We start from the raw sequence: 18,069 nt of genomic DNA, 5'->3' as shown, positions 1-18,069 counted from the left end.
TAGCAACAGGATCATGCCTGCGATTGCACCTGGCCTGAGCCCCGCCAGCAGCCGGGGGGCTCTGCGGCCCGGAACATAATGCAGGCCCTTCGTACTCCGACGGCCCCCATGTACCGCGCAAGACTTTCCCTGGCATTCGCCGCCCTCGTGGCCCTGGTGTGCATCCAGGCCGCGTTCGTGTACTGGGGCACCCATCGCGTCAACGACTACGCCCAGCACAGCCGGCTGGCCAGCGACATCCTCTCGGAGTTGCTGGACCTGTCGGCCAACAAGCAGCGGCTGCGCGTGTGGGCCACCCAGCGCCTGATGAACGCCAACGCCGTGCCCGAAGTTCAGGAACGCCTGCTCGAACGCATGCATGCCAGCGCCGCCGCCCTGACGGAACTGGCCCACCGCGACCTGGCCCTGTGGAACGAAATGGCCCACCGCGAAGGCATGTCCATGCCCAAGGAGGTGCCGCAGCTCGTGCGCGTGACGGAGCTGCTGGAGGACAACATCCGGGCCGTGGAGTCCCGCCTGACGCAATTGCAGCCGCTGGAGCCCGGCGCCGACTTCCCCGCGGTTTGGGAAGAGCTGAACGCCACGTTCGACATGGCGCGGGGCCTGGACCTGCGCGAGCTGATCAACGGCGCCATCGAGCGCCAGCGCAGCGCCGTCCCGGTGGCGCGCGCCGCCACCGAGCGCGGGCTGGACGTGCTGCGCCAGCAGGCGATCACGCTGGTGATCGTCACGCTCGCCGTGGCGGCCCTGCTCGCGCTGCACCTGAACCGCCGGCTGCAGCGCCCGCTGGACCGCCTGCTGGCCGGCACGCGGGCCCTGCAGGCGGGCGAGCTGGACCACCGCGTGGCCACCGGGTCCAAGGACGAATTCGACCGCGTGGCCCAGCACTTCAATGCCATGGCGGCCGAGTTGCAGCAGCACCGCGCCCATGCCGATGCGGCGCGCCGCGAACTGGAGGACGCGGTGCAGGCCCGCACGCACGAACTGAGCGTGGCACACGAAACCCTGCAGCGCGTGGACCAGCGCCGGCGCCAGTTGTTCGCCGACCTGGGCCACGAACTGCGCACGCCCGCCACGGCCATCCGGGGCGAGGCCGAGATCGCGCTGCGCGGCGGCGACCGGCCGGCGCAGGAATACCGCCAGACGCTGGAGCGCATCGTGGGCGGCGTCGATCAGCTCACCAAGGTGATCCACGACCTGCTGCTGATCGCCAAGACCGAGGCGGACCAGCTGGTGATCCGCCCGCGCCGCCTGGATTTGCAGGCCCTGGTCACCGATGCGGCCGAACAGGCGGCCGCGCTGGGCGGGCTGCATGGCGTGACGGTGGAGCCCTTGCCGCCCGCCCCCGGTGGCCCGCTGGCCGTGAATGCCGATGCAGATCGCCTGCGCCAGGCCCTGATGATCGTGCTGGACAACGCCGTGCGCTATTCGCAGCGGGGCGGCACGGTGCGCGTCGGCTGCCAATGGGGCCCCGATGGAGAAGCCCAGGTGCTGGTGCGCGACGAAGGCATCGGCATCTCGGCCGAAGAGTTGCCCGCGGTGTTCCAGCGTTTTGTGCGCGGCCAGCGCGCGCGGGCGCATCGCGCGGATGGCACCGGCATCGGCCTGTCGATCGCGCAATCCATCGTGCAGGCGCACCACGGCCGCATCGACATCGACAGCCAGCCCGGCGTGGGCACGGTGGTCCTGATCGCCGTGCCCCTGGCCACCCACCCCGAAACCCTGCCCCCTGAGGAAACCGCATGAACATCCTGGTGGTCGAAGACGATCCGCGCGTGGCGGACTTCCTGCTGCGTGGCCTCAAGGCCGAAGGCTACAGCGTGGAGCTGGCGCGCAACGGCCCGGACGGCCTGGCCCTGGCGCGCACCGGCGATCCCGGCCTGCTGCTGCTCGATCTCATGCTGCCGGGCCTGAGCGGCCTGGAGCTTTGCCAGACGCTGCGCTCCGAAGGCCGCCATGTGCCGGTGCTGATGCTCAGCGCACTCAGCAACACCGAGGACAAGGTCAACGGCCTGCGGCTGGGCGCCGACGACTACCTCACCAAGCCCTTCGCGTTCGAGGAACTGCTGGCCCGCATCGAGGCGCTGATGCGCCGGGGGCGCGAGCAGCGCCAGCGCGCCAGCACGCTGCAGGTGGCCGATCTGGTGCTCGATCTGGAGCGCATGCAGGCCACCCGCGCCGGCCAGCCCATCGCGCTGACCGCGAAAGAGCTGGCCTTCCTGGAGCTGCTCATGAGCGCGCCCGGCCGGGTGTACAGCCGCGAGCGCATCCTCTCGAATGTGTGGGGCACCAACGAGGACCCGCTGACGAATGTGGTCGATGTCTATGTGCGCCGGCTGCGCGCAAAAATCGACGAAGGCCATGCCATCGCGCTTCTGAAAACGGTGCGCGGCTTCGGGTATCGGCTGGACGCCGCCAAGGACTGACACCAGGGCGAAAGCCTGTTCATCCGCGGTTCATTTTTGCGTCATCTGCCCTTCATCGGGCTGCAACGGCCGTATTCATGCGCGCCTTGAAGAATAGGTCCTGTATCGCAGTGAGCGATGCAGTGCCGGTGAAAGCCGGCGCCTGACCCACTTTTTTCAAAGGACCCCATGAAGACGATTCACACCGCCCTCTCCGCCGCTGCCCTGGCTCTGTTCTCCGTTTCTGCCCCGGCCTTCGCGCAGGGCCAGAGTGAGCCGGTCTGCATGCCCACCGACGCAAAGCAGATCGCCGCGCTGTTCGACCGCTGGAACGATTCGCTGCGCACGCTGGACCCGGACAAGGTCACCGCGAACTACGCGCTGGACGGCGTGCTGCTGCCCACCGTGTCCAACCAGCCCCGCACGACGCCGCTGGAAATCCGCGACTACTTCGTGAAGTTCCTCAAGAGCGAGCCGCAAGGCAAGATCGACAGCCGCACGATCCGCATCGGCTGCAACGTGGCGCAGGACGTGGGCACCTACACGTTCCGCTTCAAGGACGGCAAGACCGTACAGGCCCGCTACACCTATGTGTACGAGCGTGTGAACGGCCAGTGGCTGATCGCCCACCACCACTCGTCGGCCATGCCCGAGACGGTCGCGGCCAAGTAAACGAGTCAGATTCTTCACCCTCCCGCAGCGCGGGGCCGGCATGCCGGCCCCGCGCTGCGGTGCGTCAGGACGGAGCGCCTCGGCCTCAATCCATCGTCACCTTCGCGCTCTTGACCACCTGCGCCATGCGCGCCAGTTCGCTGCGAAAGAACGCCGCCGAGGCGTCGGGCGGCGTGAGCTTGATTTCGTAGCCCTGCGCCAGCAGCGCATCGCGCGCCTCGGGCATGTCGAGCGCGGCCTTGAAGCCCTGGTACAGGCGGTCCACCTCGGCCTTGGGCAAGCCTGCGGGCGCCACGGCGGCGATCCAGCCCTCCAGCTCGTAGGCCGGCAAGCCTTGCTCGGCCAGCGTGGGAACGCCCGGCAACGCCGCCACCCGCCCCGCGGTGGTGACGCCGATGGCACGCAGCGCGCCGGCCTTGATGTGCGGCGCCGCCGGCGCCACCGCCACCACGCCCAGCTGCACCTGCCCGCCCAGGATGTCGTTCATGAGCGGCCCCATGCCGCGGTAGGGGATGTGCTTGATGTCCAGCTTCGCCTGGTCCACGAACATCGCCGCGCCCAGGTGCAGGATGGTGCCGTTGCCGGACGAGCCGTAGTTCAGCAGGCCGGGCCGGGCCTTGGCGAGCGCGATCAGCTCCTTGACGTTCTTGGCCTCCACGGAGGGATGGGCCACCAGCACGAAGGGCGTGGCGCCGATCACGGTGATGGGCGTGATGTCCTGGATCGAATCGAACGGGATGTTCTTGTACACGCTGGGGTTGACCACATGGTTGTTGGACACGACCCCGATCACCGAGCCATCCTTGGGCGCGCGCACCAGCTGCGTGGTGCCGGTGATACCGCCCGCGCCGGGCAGGTTCTCGATCACGACGGGGTGGCCCAGGGCCTTGGACAGGCTGTTGCTGATGGCGCGGATGGCGCCGTCCGCGCCCGAGCCGGCGGACAGCGGCAGGATCACGCGCAGCGGCTTGTCGCCCGGCTGCGCGCCGGCCAGTGCCGGCACCGCCAGGGCGGCGGCGCTCCAGGCCAATGCGCGGCGGCGGGTGAGGACGTTGGGGCGCGGGGCCCGTGCGTGGGGGGTGGAAAGCGATGCCATGGTTTTGTCTCCGTGATCGTTTTTTGAAAGAAAGGGCGGCGCGGTCTTTGCCGCGCTCGATGGGCCTGGCCTCGGGTGTCAGGCCACGGCAGCGGCCCCGTGCAGTGAGGCGATGGCCTCGGCCGTATAGCCCAGGCTGGCGAGCAACTCCTGCGTGTGCTGGCCCCGTTGCGGCGGGTCCAGCCGCACGCCCATGCGCTGGCCGTCCATCCGCAGCGGCAGCAGCGTGACCCGCGCGGTGCTGCCGGCGCGCTCGCCGTCGGGCAGCGTGACGTCGGCCAGGCCGCCGGTGGCGTTCAGGTGCGGATCGTCGAACAGCTGCTCGGGGCGCAGGATGGGCGCGAACGGCAGGCCGTGCCGCTCGAAGATGGCCGACAGCGCCTCGGCCGTGTGCTCGGCCAGGCGTCGGCGCAGTTCGGGCAGCAGCGTGGCGCGGGCGCGCACGCGGTCGTTGTTGAGTGCCAGGGCCGGGTCGGCCTTGAGATCGGCATAGCCCATGGCGTCGCAGAAGGTGGCCCACTGCGCATCGCTCACGGCGGCCAGGAAGATCTGCCCGCCATCCTTCACGCTGAACACGTCGTACACCGCCCACGACGAGATGCGGTCGGGCATGGGCGCGGCGGGCTGGCCCGTCACGGCGTACTGCATCATGTGCTGGCCGACGAGGAACACGTTGTTCTCGAACAGGGCGGAATCCACCTCCTGCCCCCGGCCCGTCCGGGCGCGCTGCATCAGCGCCGCCATGGCGCCGATGGCGCCGAACATGCCGCCCATGATGTCGTTCACGCTGGTGCCCGCGCGCAGCGGATCGCCCGGGCGGCCGGTCATGTAGGCCAGCCCGCCCATCATCTGCACGACCTCGTCGAGCGCGGTGCGATGCTCGTAGGGGCCGGGCAGGAAGCCCGTGTGGTTCACATAGACCAGCCGCTCGTTCAGGCGGGACAGCGCGGCGTAATCGAGGCCGTACTTGGCCATCACCCCCGGCTTGAAGTTCTGCGCCACCACGTCGGCCGACGAGGCCAGGCGGATCGCCACCTCCAGCCCCTCGGGCTTGCGAAGGTCCAGGGCGATGCTCTTCTTGTTGCGGTTGAACATGGGAAAGAACCCGGCGCCCGCGCCCAGCAGGTGGCGCGTGCGGTCGCCTTCCACCGGCTCGACCTTGATGACCTCGGCGCCGAGGTCGGCCAGCACCATGCCGCACGTGGGGCCCATGACCATGTGGGTGAACTCCACCACGCGCAGGCCCTCCAGGGGCAGGCGCGGGCGTTCGGCGGATGGGGCGGAAGAAGGATTCTGGGGAGCGTTCATGGGCGCAACGATAAGGGGTCAGGCCGCAGCGGGAGCCGCCGCGGAAAGGGGTGCAGCGGTCTTGGGCAGCCCGGCCTGCCAGAGCGTGCCGTGCAGCGTCTCGCCCGCCAGCCAGCCGGCCACGCGCTCGCGCAGCGCCAGCAGCGCGGCCACGTCCAGGCCGGTGAAGACACCCATGCGCTCCAGCATGAAGGCGAGGTCTTCGGTGGCGACGTTGCCGCTCGCGCCGGGGGCATGGGGACAGCCGCCGATGCCGGCCAGGCAGGCATCGAAGCGGGTGATGCCGGTCTGCCACGCGGCATAGGCATTGGCCAGGCCCATGCCGCGCGTGTCGTGGAAATGCGCGCAGGCCAGCCGTTCTCCGACCAGGCCGCGGGCTTTTTCGAACAGGCGCTGCACACCCGACGGATCGGCATGGCCCACGGTGTCGGCCAGGCTCACGCGGTCGGCCCCGGCATCGAGCAGGGCCTGCATCAGGCGCAGCACTTCGCTTTCGGCCACCTCGCCCTGGAGCGTGCAGCCGAAGGCCGTGCCCACCCCGCCTTCGATCAGGGTGCGGCTGCCCGCCGCATCGCGCGCCGCACGGATGCGCGCCACCTCGGCCACCACCTCGTCCGGCGTCTTGCGCAGATTGGCCAGGCTGTGCGCGTGGCTGGCGGACAGCGGCACGACCATCAGGTCGGCCATGCATTCGATGGCCCGCTCCGCCCCGCGCAGGTTGGGCACCAGCACCGAGGCGACCAGGCCCGGCAGGGATTTGGCGTGCGCGAGCACCTCGGCGGTGTCGGCCAGTTGCGGCAGCAGGCGGGCCGGCACGAACGAGCCGACCTCGATCTCCCGCTGGCCGGCCGCATAGGCGGCATCGACCCATTCGATCTTGCGGGCGGTGGGCACCACGGTGGCGATGCTCTGCAGCCCGTCGCGCAGGCCCACTTCTCTCACGATGGCGCGGGCGGGTGGATGGGCGGGCGGGGTGGCAGTCACGTTCGGGTCTCCTGGCTCAGTGTTCTTGAAAGGCATTCTAGAAATTCCCTTTCATCAATTCATGCCAATTTTGGAACGCTTAAGATTCCACCCAGGAAAACCTCAACCTCTCCAGCCCGGTTCCATGCGCCTGCCCGACCTGCAAACCCTCAAGCTCTTCGTGGCCGTGTGCGAGCACCGCAACATCGCCCGCGCGGCGGAGCAGGAATCCATCGTCGGCTCGGCGGTGAGCAAGCGGCTGGCGCAACTGGAGGACACGCTGGGCACTCCCTTGCTGGTGCGCAAGCGCCATGGCGTGGTGCCCACCCCGGCCGGCGAAACCCTGCTGGAACACGCCCGGGCCATGCTGGCCAGCGTGGACCGCATCGAGCGCGACATGGCGGCTTTCGCCACCGGCATCCGCGGGCATGTGCGCATGCTGGTCACGGCCTCCGTCATGGCCGAATCGCTGGCGGACGACGTGGCGGCCTTCCTCCAGAACCCGGCGCACCGCGACATCCAGGTGAGCATGGAAGAACGGGTGAGCCCCGAGGTGGTCCGCGGCATCCGCGAAGGCAGCGCCTCCATCGGCATCTGCTGGGACGCGGCCGATCTGCAGGGCCTGGAAACGCGCAGCTACCGGCACGACCACCTGGCCATCGTCGCCCACCCCTCGCACCCGGTGGCGCGCCAGGACAGCGTGCGGTTCGCCGACGTGCTGGGCTACGAATTCGTGAGCATGCCGGCCCTCAGCGCCGTGCACGTGCTGCTGGCGCGCGCCGCGGCCGTGGAGGGCAAGACGCTGGTGCACCGGGTGCTGGTGTCCAACTTCGATGCCGCACTGCGCGTGGTGCGTGCCAACCTCGCCATCAGCGTGGTGCCGGCCGAGGTGGCGGCGCCGTTCGCCGCGGCCACGGGGGTCCGCATCGTGCCGCTGAGCGACGCCTGGGCGCGGCGGCGGTTCGCGCTGTGTTTTCGGCCGGTGCCGGGGTTGGCACCCGCCGCCCAATTGCTGGTGGACCATCTGGTATCGGCCGGCACATTGGCGGCCCGATAGCCCCTTGCACGGGGGCCGTGGCGGGAGTGCAACAATCCTGTAACACCTGAGTATTTTTACCCCGCAGCGCAGGTGGGGTGCAGCTCTGGAGCTATTAAACTTGTAGCAAAATGGTTTCCACGCTATATTCACAGCGTTCCGGCGGCCCGGGTTTTTACCGCTGCCGGATTTCTATCTCTCTATCGCGCAAGGAGAAGCTTTCATGAGCTCCAAGGAAAACGCCGCCATCAATCAGCTGTTCGAAAAGCTCGAATGCCGCTATGCGTTGCGCGTGCTCTGGGCCCTGCGCGACGGCCACCCCCAAACCTTCCGGTTGCTGCAGGACAGCGTGGGCGGCATCACGCCCAACACGCTGAACACCCGCATCAAGGAACTGCGCGAAGCCGGCCTGCTGGACCACGGCAACGACGGCTACACGGTCACTCCCTCGGGCGTGGATCTGCTCAAGCGGCTGTCCGATGTGCAGGCCTTCGCCACCCGCTGGGTCGCAGCGCGGGTCAAGAAGTAAGCCAGCCAAGCCGGCGCGAGGCCCCTCCAGCATCCGCCACCCCGCCCGACCCGCGCGCTGCGCGGGTTTGGTATTTTAGGGCTCCAGCGCAATCAGCACTAGGGCATATCGCTATCATTTCAGTAGCATTTTGAAAGGAACACCCATGGCATTCACCACCACCCCCTCCGGCCTGCAATACGAAGACACCGTCGTGGGCGAAGGCGCCGAGGCCACGCGCGGCAACCATGTCAGCGTGCATTACACCGGCTGGCTCTACAACAACGAAGAGCAAGGCGCCAAGTTCGACTCCAGCCGCGACCGCAACGATCCGTTCGAGTTCGGCCTGGGTGCCGGCATGGTGATCAAGGGCTGGGACGAAGGCGTGCAGGGCATGAAGGTGGGCGGCCAGCGCACGCTGATCATCCCGGCCGCTCTCGGCTACGGGGCCCGCGGCGCCGGTGGCGTGATCCCGCCGAACGCCACCTTGAAGTTCGACGTGGAACTGCTCGGCGTCGGCCGCTGATCGGCGCGACCGAGCGCCACCGAGACGGTCGCCCCATGGGCGCCGGCTCCCCCAAAGGGCTGTGCTTCGAAAGAGGCACGGCCCTTTTTTCCATGGCGATCGGCTCACGCCTGGGCGCGCCCTGCCGCTTTCTTTTCACCGCACCGACAACCTTTGGCAACGCAGCCTGCACTCACGACGGCAGAAAAATGACTGCGATCTTCCAACGGAGCAATCTTGAAAATATCCAAAATCTTGTGGGGTGCGGTGCCGGCGACGGCGTTGGTGTTGGCCGGCTGCGGCGGTAGCGATTCCCCGCCGACCGTCACCTCGTTCACCGCCAAGGCCGTGGTGTCCGACGGCAGCATTGCCGGCACGCAAACCGATGCCAACCTGAAGAACGGCTGGGGCATCGCCTTCAACCCGAACGGCTTCGTCTGGATCACCGCCACCGCCACGCAAAAGTCCACGCTGTATGACGGCAACGGCGTGCCCCAGACCCTGGTGGTGACCGTGCCCCCGGCCGGCAGCGCCCCGGCCAATCCCACCGGCATCATCTTCAGCGGCACCAGCAGCTTCCCGGTCACCAAGAACGGCGTGACCGGCCCCAGCCGCTTCGTGTTTTCCAGCGAAGACGGCAGCCTCTCGGGCTGGAGCCCCGCGGCCGACCTGGCCAATTCCATCGTGACCTACCGGGACAGCGGCGGCGCGGTGTACAAGGGCCTGGCCGTGGCCACCCGCAGCGGCGCGGACTTCCTGTATGCCACCGACTTCCGCAACAACAAGGTCGATGTGTTCGACACCAGCTTCCAGAAGGTGCAGCTGGCGGGCAGCTTCGCTGATCCGCAGCTGCCCGCCAACTATGCGCCCTACGGCATCCAGACCATCGGCACGCGCATCTACGTGACCTATGCGCAGCAGGACGCCAACCGCCGCAACGCCGTTTCCGGCGCCGGCCTGGGCGCGCTGAACGCCTTCAACACCGATGGCACGCTGGCGCAGCGCATCGTCACGCCCGGCGCCACGCTCAACGCGCCCTGGGGCATCGCCCAGGCGCCGGGCAATTTCGCCGGGGCCAGCAGCCGCCTGATCGTCGCCAATGAAGGCGACGGCACGCTGCAGGCGTTCGACCCTGCAACGGGCGAATGGAACGGTGCCCTGGCGCAAAAGGACGGAACGACCCTGCAGCTGGACGGCGTGCGCGGCATCGCGTTCGGCAACGGCTTGAACCAGCAGCCGCTGAACACGCTGTTCTACGTGGCGGGTCCGAACAAGGGCGTGAACGGCGCCTACGGCCGCGTGGACGTGCAGCCCTGATCCGGGCATTCCTGCCGCGACGCCACGGCGCTGCGGCAGGACCGGCTCACTGCGCGGGGCCGGTCAGCCGAACAGCGCCCGCTCCAGGCGCCGGTATTTTTCGTCCCCCACCAGTTCACGGATCTTCGGCGCCAGCGCCGCGAGGTCGTCGAAACTCTGCGCGCCCTCCACCGCCAGGTTCAGCCGAAAGCCGCGCAGCCCCAGGCTGGACGTGATTTCCGTCGCGATCGGATAGGCGGCCTGGTAGCGCTGCATGGGCGATGAAGCCGGGCCCGCAGGCGTTGCCGCACCGGGCTCGCCTGCCACGGCCAGTGCGCTCTCGGGCAAGGCGTTCGGCAGATCCGGCACGCTGCCGTCCGGCAATGAAAGCAATCCTTGCCCGACCATCGCCAGCACATCGTCGATGCCGATTCCCATGGTGGCAGTGGCTGCCAGCACCTGTGCCAGCGTGCGCTTGCCATCGAACAGGATGAACGCCGAACGCTGCCGGGACGTGAGCGCCCCGTGGCGGTCCTTCAAGGCCAGATGGCCTGCAGATGTCTTGACGAGTAGCACGGTTCCCCCCTGGTGTTGTCGGCGGCGGTGGGGGCATGCGCCCGTGCCGATGGTGGGCGCAGCGTCGCACGCAGGCGGGGCTTTGTGAATCCGGGTTTATCCATAACCGGCATCCGGCACAGCGCACCGCCGGACCACCGCGCCACTCACATCCCGGGAAGGCGCGAATGGACCGACGGACCGGCCCCCGGTGCCCGATTGAACAGGCTCACCAGCCAGGTGGCCAACAGCCCCACCGGCACGCCGAACACGCCGGCCGAGATCGGCTGGATGCCGAACCACAGGCCGTCCGCCAGCAGCACGGCAGGCACCACGGCGCGAACGGCATCCACATGCGAGAGCAGGTAGTACACCGTCACGCCCAGCCCGCACAGCATGCCCGCCACCGCGCCCTGCCGCGTGGCGCCGCGCCAGAAGATGCCCAGCACCATCGCCGGCACGAAGGCCGAGGCGGCGAGCGAGAACGAGGCCGACACCATGGGCAAAATTTCGGAGCGCTTGAGCGCCGCCACGAATGCGGCGGACAGCGCCACCGCCAGCAGCGTGAACTTGGTCAGGATCACGCGCTGCTCGGGAGATGCCTTTCGACCCGTTTGGTGAAAGTACAGATCGCGCACCAGCGCATTGCTGATGGTGAGCAGCAGGCCATCGGCCGTGGACAGCGCCGCCGCCAAGCCGCCGGCCGCCACCAGCCCGGAGATGACGTAGGGCAGCCCGCCTATTTCCGGTGTGGCCAGCATGATCAGGTCGGCGCCGAAGCGGATCTCGCCGAACTGCACGATGCCGTCGCCATTGACGTCCTCCACCGACAGCAGCGCCGCATCCACCCGCGCCCACTGCCCGATCCAGTTGGGCAGCGCATCGAACGGGCTGCCGACCAGGTTGCTCATGACCTCGAACTTCACCAGCACCGCCAGCGCCGGCGCGCTGAGGTACAGCAGCGCGATGAAGAACAGCGACCAGGCCACCGAAGAGCGCGCGGCCGCCACCGACGGCACCGTGTAGTAGCGCGTGAGCAGGTGCGGCAGCCCGGCCGTGCCCACCATGAGGCAGAACATCAGCGCGAGGAAATTGCGCCGCGTGTCCTCATACGCCCGCTGCGCTTCGGGCGGGCCGTCCGGGTCGCCCACGTAGGGCTGGCTGTGCGGCGGCAGGCCGCCCAGGGGGCGGGCGCGCTCTTCGCTGTCGCGCATCTCGCGGGCCCAGCGCTCGCGGGCCGCGTCTTCGTCGCGCGGCATGGTCGCCAGCTCCCGGCTGGCCGCCACGATGAGGCCGACGTCCGCGTTCTGGTCGCGCAACTGGCGAATGCGCTGGCGGGCCGCTTCGCGCTCTCGCTCCAGCGCCGCGCCCACGTCCTGCAGCCGGGCCTGCAGCTCCTGGGCCCGCGCCTGGTAGGCCGCCACCACCTGCTGTTCCGCGGGGTCGGCGAGCAGTCGGGCCTCCATCTCGGCGATCTTGCCGATCTGCGTGCCGTACACCAGGGGCGCCAGGGGATTGCCCAGTTGTTTGTACGCCAGCCAGGAAACGGGGATGAGGAACGCGAGCAGCAGCATCACGTATTGCGCCACCTGCGTCCAGGTGATGGCGCGCATGCCGCCCAGGAAGGAGCACAGCAGCACGCCGCCCAGGCCCAGCATGATGCCGATCTCGAACTGCACGCCCGTCAGGCGCGAGGCGATCAGGCCCACGCCGTAGATCTGCGCCACCACGTAGGTGAACGAACACAGCACCGCCGCGAGCGCCGCGATCACGCGGGGCCAGCGCCCGCCGAAGCGCACCTGGAAAAACTCCGGGATGGTGTAGAGGTTCATGGCCCGCAAATGCGGGGCGATGAGCAGCGCCACGAGGCAGAACCCGCCCGTCCAGCCCAACAGGTAGGCCAGCCCGCCGGCCTGCCCCGGCACGCCCGAGAACCCCTGCAGGTACAGCGCGCCCGACAGGCTGATGAACGAGGCCGCGCTCATCCAGTCGGCCGCCGCCGCCATGCCGTTGTACACGGGTGGAATGCGGCGTCCGGCGACGTAGTACTCGTCGGCATCGGTCGTGCGCCCATACACGCCGATGGCCGCATAGACCATGACGGACAGGAACAGGAAGATGGGGCCGATCCAGTGGCGCGACAGGCCGCGCTGCTCGGCCCAGGCCATGATGGCCAGGAAGGCGATCACCCCGGCCACGTAGAGCGCGAGGATGCGGCGCAGCCGCCGGCCGTAAGCGGCCTGGTGCGCGTCAGCCATGCGGGCTGCCAGGGGCACTGGCGCGCGGCGCGTCGGGTGCGGGCGACCCGGCGCCCGCATCGGCCGCCGCGTTCGCGTCCTGCCGCTCGAAATGGTTCATCGCAGCGCAGTAGGCCGCCACGATGCCGATGAACACCAGCACCGCGCCCTGCGACGCGATCCAGTAGCCCAGCGGCCAGTCGCCCACCATGACCTGCAGGTCGCGGGCGAAATAGCAAGCCCCGAAGGACACCGCCGCCCACACCAGCAGCAGGCCCGCCTTCAGCCAGAGGTGGCGGGCATCGTGCAGGTCGGGCGGAAAGGGATGTCCGGCCCCGGGCTCCTCGACCGCCGTTGGGCGCGTGGGCATGGTGGCCGGACCGGGGCAGTCAGCGGGCCAGTTGCTGCCAGGTGGCGATCACGCTGTCGGGGTTGAGCGAGATCGACGAGATGCCTTCCTTGGCCAGCCACTCGGCGAAGTCCGGATGGTCGCTGGGGCCCTGGCCGCAAATGCCCACGTACTTGCCCTGGGCCTTGCAGGCGGCGATGGCGCGTGTCAGCAGGGCCAGCACGGCGGGGTCGCGCTCGTCAAAGTCCTGCGCAAGCAACTCGAGCCCCGAGTCGCGGTCCAGGCCGAGCGTGAGCTGGGTCAGGTCGTTGGAGCCGATCGAGAAGCCGTCGAAGTACTGCAGGAACTCGTCGGCCAGCACGGCGTTGCTGGGCACCTCGCACATCATGATGACCTTGAGATCGGCCTCGCCGCGCTTCAGGCCATGCTTGGCCAGCAGCTGGGTGACCTTGTCGGCCTGGCCCAGCGTGCGCACGAAGGGCACCATCACCTGCACGTTGGTCAGGCCCATCTCGCCGCGCACGCGCTTGATGGCGTCGCATTCCATCGCGAACGCCTCGCCGAAATCGGCGCTGATGTACCGCGCCGCGCCGCGAAAGCCCAGCATCGGGTTCTCTTCCTCGGGCTCGTAGCGGCTGCCGCCGATGAGCTTGCGGTACTCGTTGGACTTGAAGTCCGACAGGCGCACGATCACCGGCTTGGGCCAGAAGGCGGCGGCGATGGTCGCCACGCCCTCGGCCACCTTGTCCACGTAGAACGCACGGGGAGAGGCGTGGCCGCGCGCCACCGATTCCACCGCCTTCTTCAGGTCGGCATCGACGGCGGGGTAGTCCAGGATGGCCTTGGGGTGCACGCCGATGTTGTTGTTGATGATGAACTCCAGCCGGGCCAGGCCCACGCCGTCGTTGGGCAACTGGCAGAAGTCGAAGGCCAGTTGGGGATTGCCCACGTTCATCATGATCTTGGTGCCGATCTTGGGCATTTCGCCGCGCTGCACCTCGGTCACTTCGGTTTCGAGCAGGCCGTCGTAGATCTTGCCGGTGTCGCCCTCGGCACAGCTCACGGTGACCAGCGTGCCGTCCTTGAGCAGGCTGGTGGCGTCGCCGCAGCCCACCACGGCCGGAATGCCCAGTTCACGCGCGATGATGGCCGCGTGGCAGGTACGCCCGCCGCGGTTGGTGACGATGGCGCTGGCGCGCTTCATCACGGGCTCCCAGTTGGGGTCGGTCATGTCGGTGACCAGCACGTCGCCGGGCTGCACCTTGTCCATTTCGGCGATGTCGCTCACCAGGCGCACGGGGCCGGTGCCGATCTTCTGGCCGATGGCACGGCCCTCGGCCAGCACGGTGCCGGTGCCTTTCAGCTTGAAGCGCTGCTCGGCCTGGCCCTTGGACTGGCTCTTCACCGTCTCGGGACGCGCCTGCAGGATGTAGAGCAGGCCGTCGGTGCCGTCCTTGCCCCATTCGATGTCCATCGGGCGGCCGTAGTGCTGCTCGATCACCAGGGCGTAGTGGGCCAGTTGCTCCACATCGGCATCGGACAGCGAGAAGCGGTTGCGCTGCTCGGTCGCCACGTCCACCGTCTTGACCAGCTTGCCGGTGGCGGCCTTCTCCTCGGCCGAGGCGAAGACCATCTGCACCAGCTTGGAGCCCAGGTTGCGGCGGATCACGGCCTTGTTGCCGGCCTGCAGCATCGGCTTGTGCACATAGAACTCGTCGGGGTTCACGGCGCCCTGCACCACCGTCTCGCCCAGGCCGTAGCTGCTGGTGATGAAGACCACCTGGTCAAAGCCGGACTCGGTGTCGATGGTGAACATCACGCCCGCCGCGCCCAGGTCGGAGCGCACCATGCGCTGCACGCCGGCCGACAGGGCGACCACATCGTGTGCGAAGCCCTTGTGCACGCGGTAGCTGATGGCGCGGTCGTTGTAGAGGGAGGCGAACACCTCCTTCATCTTGTGCAGCACGTCGTCGATGCCGACCACGTTGAGAAAGGTTTCCTGCTGGCCGGCGAACGAGGCGTCGGGCAGGTCTTCCGCGGTGGCGGAAGAACGCACGGCGAAGCTCGCCTGGGGGTTGCCTTCGGACAGTTTTGCGAAGGCTTCGGCGATCGCCTGCTGCAGGTCGGCCGGGAAAGGCTGTGCCTCGACCATGGCGCGGATCTCGGCGCCCGCAGCGGCCAGGGCGCGCACGTCTTCGGTGTCCAGCGCGGCCAGGCGCTTGCTGATCTTGTCGGCCAGGCCGTCGTGGGCGAGAAACTGGCGGAACGCGTGGGCGGTGGTGGCAAAGCCCGTGGGCACGCGAACGCCCTGGGGCAGTTGGGAGATCATCTCGCCGAGGGAGGCATTTTTGCCACCCACCGACTCGACGTCGGTCATTCTCAGGTTTTCAAACGGAACGACCAGGGCGGTCGCGTTGAAGAGTGCAGACATGGGAAAGCTCCAGAAGTTGAAACTGGGTCTGCGCCTGCGCTCCCGGGGAGCAATCGCGGGCGAGCGCCCATGCACGGCGTTTGGCTTTGGTGTTGTGGTTGTAGGCCGCCGGAGTGCATGGTGAGAATTCGGATAATGGGCGCATTGTAGGCTTGCCCTGCGCGGCCGCGCTGGCGGCGGGCTGACGGCCCATCCCACCCTCCTTCGAAATTTTGCCCATGCATACGCGCACCGTTTTCTTCATCTCCGACGGCACCGGCATCACCGCCGAAACCTTCGGCAACGCCATTCTGGCCCAGTTCGACATGAAGCCGCGCCACGTCCGACTGCCCTTCATCGACACCGAGGACAAGGCCCACCAGGCCGTGCGGCAGATCAACCACACGGCAGACGTCGAAGGCAAGAAGCCCATCGTCTTCACCACCCTGGTCAACATGGGCGTGCTGCGCGTGATTCAGGAAGGCTGCAAGGGCATGCTGCTGGACATGTTCGGCACCTTCATCCGGCCGCTGGAGACCGAACTGGGCACCAAGTCGCACCACCGCGTGGGGCGCTTTTCGGACGTGAGCCTGAGCAAGGAATACACCGACCGCATCGAGGCGATCAACTTCAGCCTGGACCACGACGACGGCCAGAGCCACCGCGACCTGGCCGGCGCCGATGTGATCCTCGTCGGCGTCTCGCGCAGCGGCAAGACCCCCACCAGCCTGTACCTTGCCATGCAGTGCGGCCTGAAAGTGGCCAACTACCCGCTGATCCCCGAGGACTTCGAGCGGCGCCAGTTGCCCCCGGCGCTGGAGCCGCACCGCAAGAAGATCTTCGGGCTGACCATCCAGCCCGAGCGGCTTTCGCAGATCCGCAACGAGCGGCGCCCCAACTCCAAATACGCAGCACTGGAGAACTGCCGCAACGAGGTATCCGAGGCCGAGGCGATGATGCGGCGCTCGGGCATCCGCTGGCTGTCCACCACCACCAAGAGCATCGAGGAAATCGCCACGACCATCCTGCAGGAAGTGCGTCCGGAGCGGCTGGTGTATTGAGCCCTGGCTCAGCGGTATCGCACCAGGATCGAGGGAAGGAATGCAGGTTTGTCTCGGGAGAGGATCAACGATAGGGCCGGCGGAAACTCATCGCCAATGACCAGCAAACCCATGAACAAGTTCTTGCGGATCACCCTGCATGTAGCGTCCATCCTCGGCCTGCTGGTCATGGCGCTGCTGCCAGGGAATCCATACGACTTCATGCACGAGATGGACCCGTCCATCCCTGCCAACGCCATCGAAAATGGGTCCGGCAACGCCATCGTGGCCGCCAGTGCGATTTTTGCCATCGTGGTCCTGGTGCAGATCGCCATCGCGGTGAAAGCCTCCCGGCCCCGGGCCCGCGTTCTGCCCGTGGCACTCGTTCTTTTCGGCCTGGCGATCCTGGCGACCAAGATGGCCGGTTGAGTCGAAGCGGCCTGCGGCCAGGCCCACTTTCTACGCAAGTGCCCCAGGGCCTCCGGCCTACTGCACCGCCTCTGGCGCCGCGTGCCACAGGGCCTGGGGGCGGGGCTCGGGGTCACGGTTTTCTTGCGCTGCCGCACGGCGCTCGGGCCCCGGGGTCCAGTGGGTCTGCAGGCTGCGCAGCATGGTGCGAAAGTGCGACGTCAGCCCGGGCATCTGCGACAGGGCCTGCAGGTTCACGATGATCTTGCGCGCCATGGCATCGCGAAACGGCGCCTCGGCGGTGTGCGCGTGGCCAGTCATGAGTGCCATCGTGCTGGCCAGCAGCGCCTCGGTGCAGGGCAGGCGGTATTCCTCGTCGGTGGGGTTTTCAGTGTCCGGGCGCGGTGCATCGGCAGCCATGGTCAAGCCTCCTTCGGGATTGCAACAGACCAGGCCAGCCATCGGCCGCACCGCTGGCAGCTTGCGGCACCGCAAGCGGAGTCCATGACCCACGGGCCGGACAGCGGGTGCGCCACGCGAACAGGCGCAGACCTGGATCATTCAGGGAACGAAAGGCGCTGGCTCGGAGCGCCGCACCCCACGGGTTGGCGCCTGGCTGGCTGCACACAGTATATGAGAATAATTCTCAAGCCGATGATGATCATTCGGCCCGGTGCTCCGCCGAACGCAGGCTCTGGCTTAGACTGGCAGGCATGCTTTTGGACTATGACCCCGACGATCTCGACGTCAAGATTTCGGAGCTGCTGGTCGCCACCAGCGACTCCGCCGACCCTGAACTTCCTGCCGCCGTCCCGGAGGTGCTGAAACTGCTGCGCACGCGGCTGGGCATGGACGTCGCGTTCGTGTCCCAGCTCACGGAAGACCACCGCACCATCATGGCCGTGGACAGCGCGCCGGATTTCGCGCCGATTCAAGCCGGTCTCTCCGACCCGGTCGAAGAAAGCTGGTGCCAGCGGGTGGTCGAAGGACGGTTTCCGGAACGGATGGAAGATGCCGCGCCGTACATCGCGTCCGGCAAGGCGCCGGACCCGGGGTTTCCCGTCGGCACCCATCTGAGCACGCCGGTGCGCCTGTCCGGAGGGGCGGTGTATGGCACGTTGTGCTGCTTCAGCCGCGGTGTTCGCGCCGATGCGGACATCGACCGGCTGCGTTACACGGCCAACCTGCTGGCCGCGCGGCTGGCGCCGGGTTCGGCAGGGGCTTGAGCAGGCCTGGCGCCGTGCCATCGGCGCAGCGGATGCGCGCCGGCCGTCAACGCCC

18 protein-coding genes are annotated in these 18,069 nt (G+C 68.2%); 10 read left to right on the top strand and 8 right to left on the bottom strand.

The annotated features are described in order from the left end of the window. The first annotated feature begins 108 nt into the window (after positions 1 to 108). The 3 genes from M5C98_RS06915 to M5C98_RS06905 all read left to right on the top strand — a co-directional run bounded on the left by M5C98_RS06915 (position 109) and on the right by M5C98_RS06905 (position 3,077). A complete protein-coding gene (locus M5C98_RS06915; RefSeq protein WP_272551823.1) occupies positions 109 to 1,746 on the top strand; it encodes a sensor histidine kinase in 1,638 nt (545 codons plus the stop codon). Next, positions 1,743 to 2,426 (top strand): response regulator transcription factor, encoded by a 684-nt coding sequence (locus M5C98_RS06910; RefSeq protein WP_272551822.1) that lies wholly within the window; start codon positions 1,743 to 1,745, stop codon positions 2,424 to 2,426. Before M5C98_RS06915 ends, M5C98_RS06910 begins: the two co-directional genes overlap by 4 nt. Positions 2,427 to 2,594: 168 nt before the next feature. Next, the gene (locus tag M5C98_RS06905; protein WP_272551820.1) at positions 2,595 to 3,077 is read left to right on the top strand and encodes an SgcJ/EcaC family oxidoreductase; all 483 of its coding nucleotides are present in this window, start codon (positions 2,595 to 2,597) and stop codon (positions 3,075 to 3,077) included. Positions 3,078 to 3,162: 85 nt separating this feature from the next. Here the strand turns inward: M5C98_RS06905 and M5C98_RS06900 are convergent, their stop codons facing one another. The 3 genes from M5C98_RS06900 to M5C98_RS06890 all read right to left on the bottom strand — a co-directional run bounded on the left by M5C98_RS06900 (position 3,163) and on the right by M5C98_RS06890 (position 6,501). Continuing rightward, a complete protein-coding gene (locus tag M5C98_RS06900; protein WP_272551818.1) occupies positions 3,163 to 4,173 on the bottom strand; it encodes a tripartite tricarboxylate transporter substrate binding protein in 1,011 nt (336 codons plus the stop codon). 78 nt (positions 4,174 to 4,251) lie between these two features. Then, a complete protein-coding gene (locus M5C98_RS06895) occupies positions 4,252 to 5,481 on the bottom strand; it encodes a CaiB/BaiF CoA transferase family protein (protein WP_272551816.1) in 1,230 nt (409 codons plus the stop codon). A gap of 18 nt (positions 5,482 to 5,499) precedes the next feature. Beyond that, positions 5,500 to 6,501 carry a hydroxymethylglutaryl-CoA lyase gene (locus tag M5C98_RS06890; RefSeq protein ID WP_442867241.1) on the bottom strand — a complete coding sequence of 334 codons (1,002 nt, stop codon included), beginning with the start codon at positions 6,499 to 6,501 and terminating at the stop codon, positions 5,500 to 5,502. Between the two features lie 88 nt (positions 6,502 to 6,589). Between M5C98_RS06890 and M5C98_RS06885 the strand changes: the two genes are divergently transcribed. The 4 genes from M5C98_RS06885 (at position 6,590) to M5C98_RS06870 (ending at position 9,810) form a co-directional block, all read left to right on the top strand. Beyond that, positions 6,590 to 7,501, top strand: coding sequence for a LysR family transcriptional regulator (locus M5C98_RS06885; RefSeq protein ID WP_272551813.1), 912 nt, complete (start codon positions 6,590 to 6,592; stop codon positions 7,499 to 7,501). A 202-nt stretch (positions 7,502 to 7,703) separates the two neighbouring features. Further along, positions 7,704 to 8,009, top strand: a complete 306-nt coding sequence (locus M5C98_RS06880; protein WP_092744314.1) for a winged helix-turn-helix transcriptional regulator — start codon at positions 7,704 to 7,706, stop codon at positions 8,007 to 8,009. Positions 8,010 to 8,154: 145 nt separating this feature from the next. Then, positions 8,155 to 8,514 carry an FKBP-type peptidyl-prolyl cis-trans isomerase gene (locus tag M5C98_RS06875; RefSeq protein ID WP_272551812.1) on the top strand — a complete coding sequence of 120 codons (360 nt, stop codon included), beginning with the start codon at positions 8,155 to 8,157 and terminating at the stop codon, positions 8,512 to 8,514. 216 nt (positions 8,515 to 8,730) lie between these two features. Then, on the top strand, positions 8,731 to 9,810 hold the full coding sequence (locus M5C98_RS06870) for a TIGR03118 family protein (RefSeq protein WP_272551811.1): 1,080 nt from the start codon (positions 8,731 to 8,733) through the stop codon (positions 9,808 to 9,810). Positions 9,811 to 9,873: 63 nt separating this feature from the next. Here the strand turns inward: M5C98_RS06870 and M5C98_RS06865 are convergent, their stop codons facing one another. From M5C98_RS06865 to ppsA, 4 genes are all read right to left on the bottom strand, one after another. Next, positions 9,874 to 10,365 (bottom strand): hypothetical protein, encoded by a 492-nt coding sequence (locus M5C98_RS06865; RefSeq protein WP_272551810.1) that lies wholly within the window; start codon positions 10,363 to 10,365, stop codon positions 9,874 to 9,876. A 146-nt stretch (positions 10,366 to 10,511) separates the two neighbouring features. After that, positions 10,512 to 12,602 carry a VC_2705 family sodium/solute symporter gene (locus M5C98_RS06860; protein WP_272551809.1) on the bottom strand — a complete coding sequence of 697 codons (2,091 nt, stop codon included), beginning with the start codon at positions 12,600 to 12,602 and terminating at the stop codon, positions 10,512 to 10,514. After that, positions 12,595 to 12,951 (bottom strand): DUF4212 domain-containing protein, encoded by a 357-nt coding sequence (locus M5C98_RS06855; protein ID WP_272551808.1) that lies wholly within the window; start codon positions 12,949 to 12,951, stop codon positions 12,595 to 12,597. Before M5C98_RS06855 ends, M5C98_RS06860 begins: the two co-directional genes overlap by 8 nt. Before the next feature lie 19 nt (positions 12,952 to 12,970). Then, on the bottom strand, positions 12,971 to 15,361 hold the full coding sequence (gene ppsA / locus M5C98_RS06850) for a phosphoenolpyruvate synthase (protein WP_272551806.1): 2,391 nt from the start codon (positions 15,359 to 15,361) through the stop codon (positions 12,971 to 12,973). 218 nt (positions 15,362 to 15,579) lie between these two features. Between ppsA and ppsR the strand changes: the two genes are divergently transcribed. Beyond that, positions 15,580 to 16,401: a posphoenolpyruvate synthetase regulatory kinase/phosphorylase PpsR gene (gene ppsR / locus M5C98_RS06845; RefSeq protein WP_272551805.1), complete on the top strand. Its 822-nt coding sequence runs from the start codon at positions 15,580 to 15,582 to the stop codon at positions 16,399 to 16,401. A 111-nt stretch (positions 16,402 to 16,512) separates the two neighbouring features. Further along, a complete protein-coding gene (locus tag M5C98_RS06840) occupies positions 16,513 to 16,809 on the top strand; it encodes a hypothetical protein (protein WP_272551804.1) in 297 nt (98 codons plus the stop codon). A gap of 57 nt (positions 16,810 to 16,866) precedes the next feature. Here M5C98_RS06840 and M5C98_RS06835 read toward each other — a convergent pair whose 3' ends face one another. Then, on the bottom strand, positions 16,867 to 17,208 hold the full coding sequence (locus tag M5C98_RS06835) for a hypothetical protein (RefSeq protein ID WP_272551803.1): 342 nt from the start codon (positions 17,206 to 17,208) through the stop codon (positions 16,867 to 16,869). 293 nt (positions 17,209 to 17,501) lie between these two features. Here M5C98_RS06835 and M5C98_RS06830 point away from each other — a divergent pair, with 293 nt between their 5' ends. After that, entirely contained in the window at positions 17,502 to 18,014 is a 513-nt protein-coding gene (locus M5C98_RS06830; protein WP_272551802.1) for a GAF domain-containing protein, read from the top strand. Positions 18,015 to 18,069 lie beyond the last annotated feature (55 nt).

Source organism: Acidovorax sp. NCPPB 3576 (genome assembly GCF_028473605.1).
In the GTDB taxonomy this organism is placed as follows: Bacteria; Pseudomonadota; Gammaproteobacteria; order Burkholderiales; family Burkholderiaceae_C; genus Paracidovorax.
The sequence above is the reverse complement of the archived record's forward strand: the minus strand, read 5'-3'. Positions and strand labels throughout refer to the sequence as shown.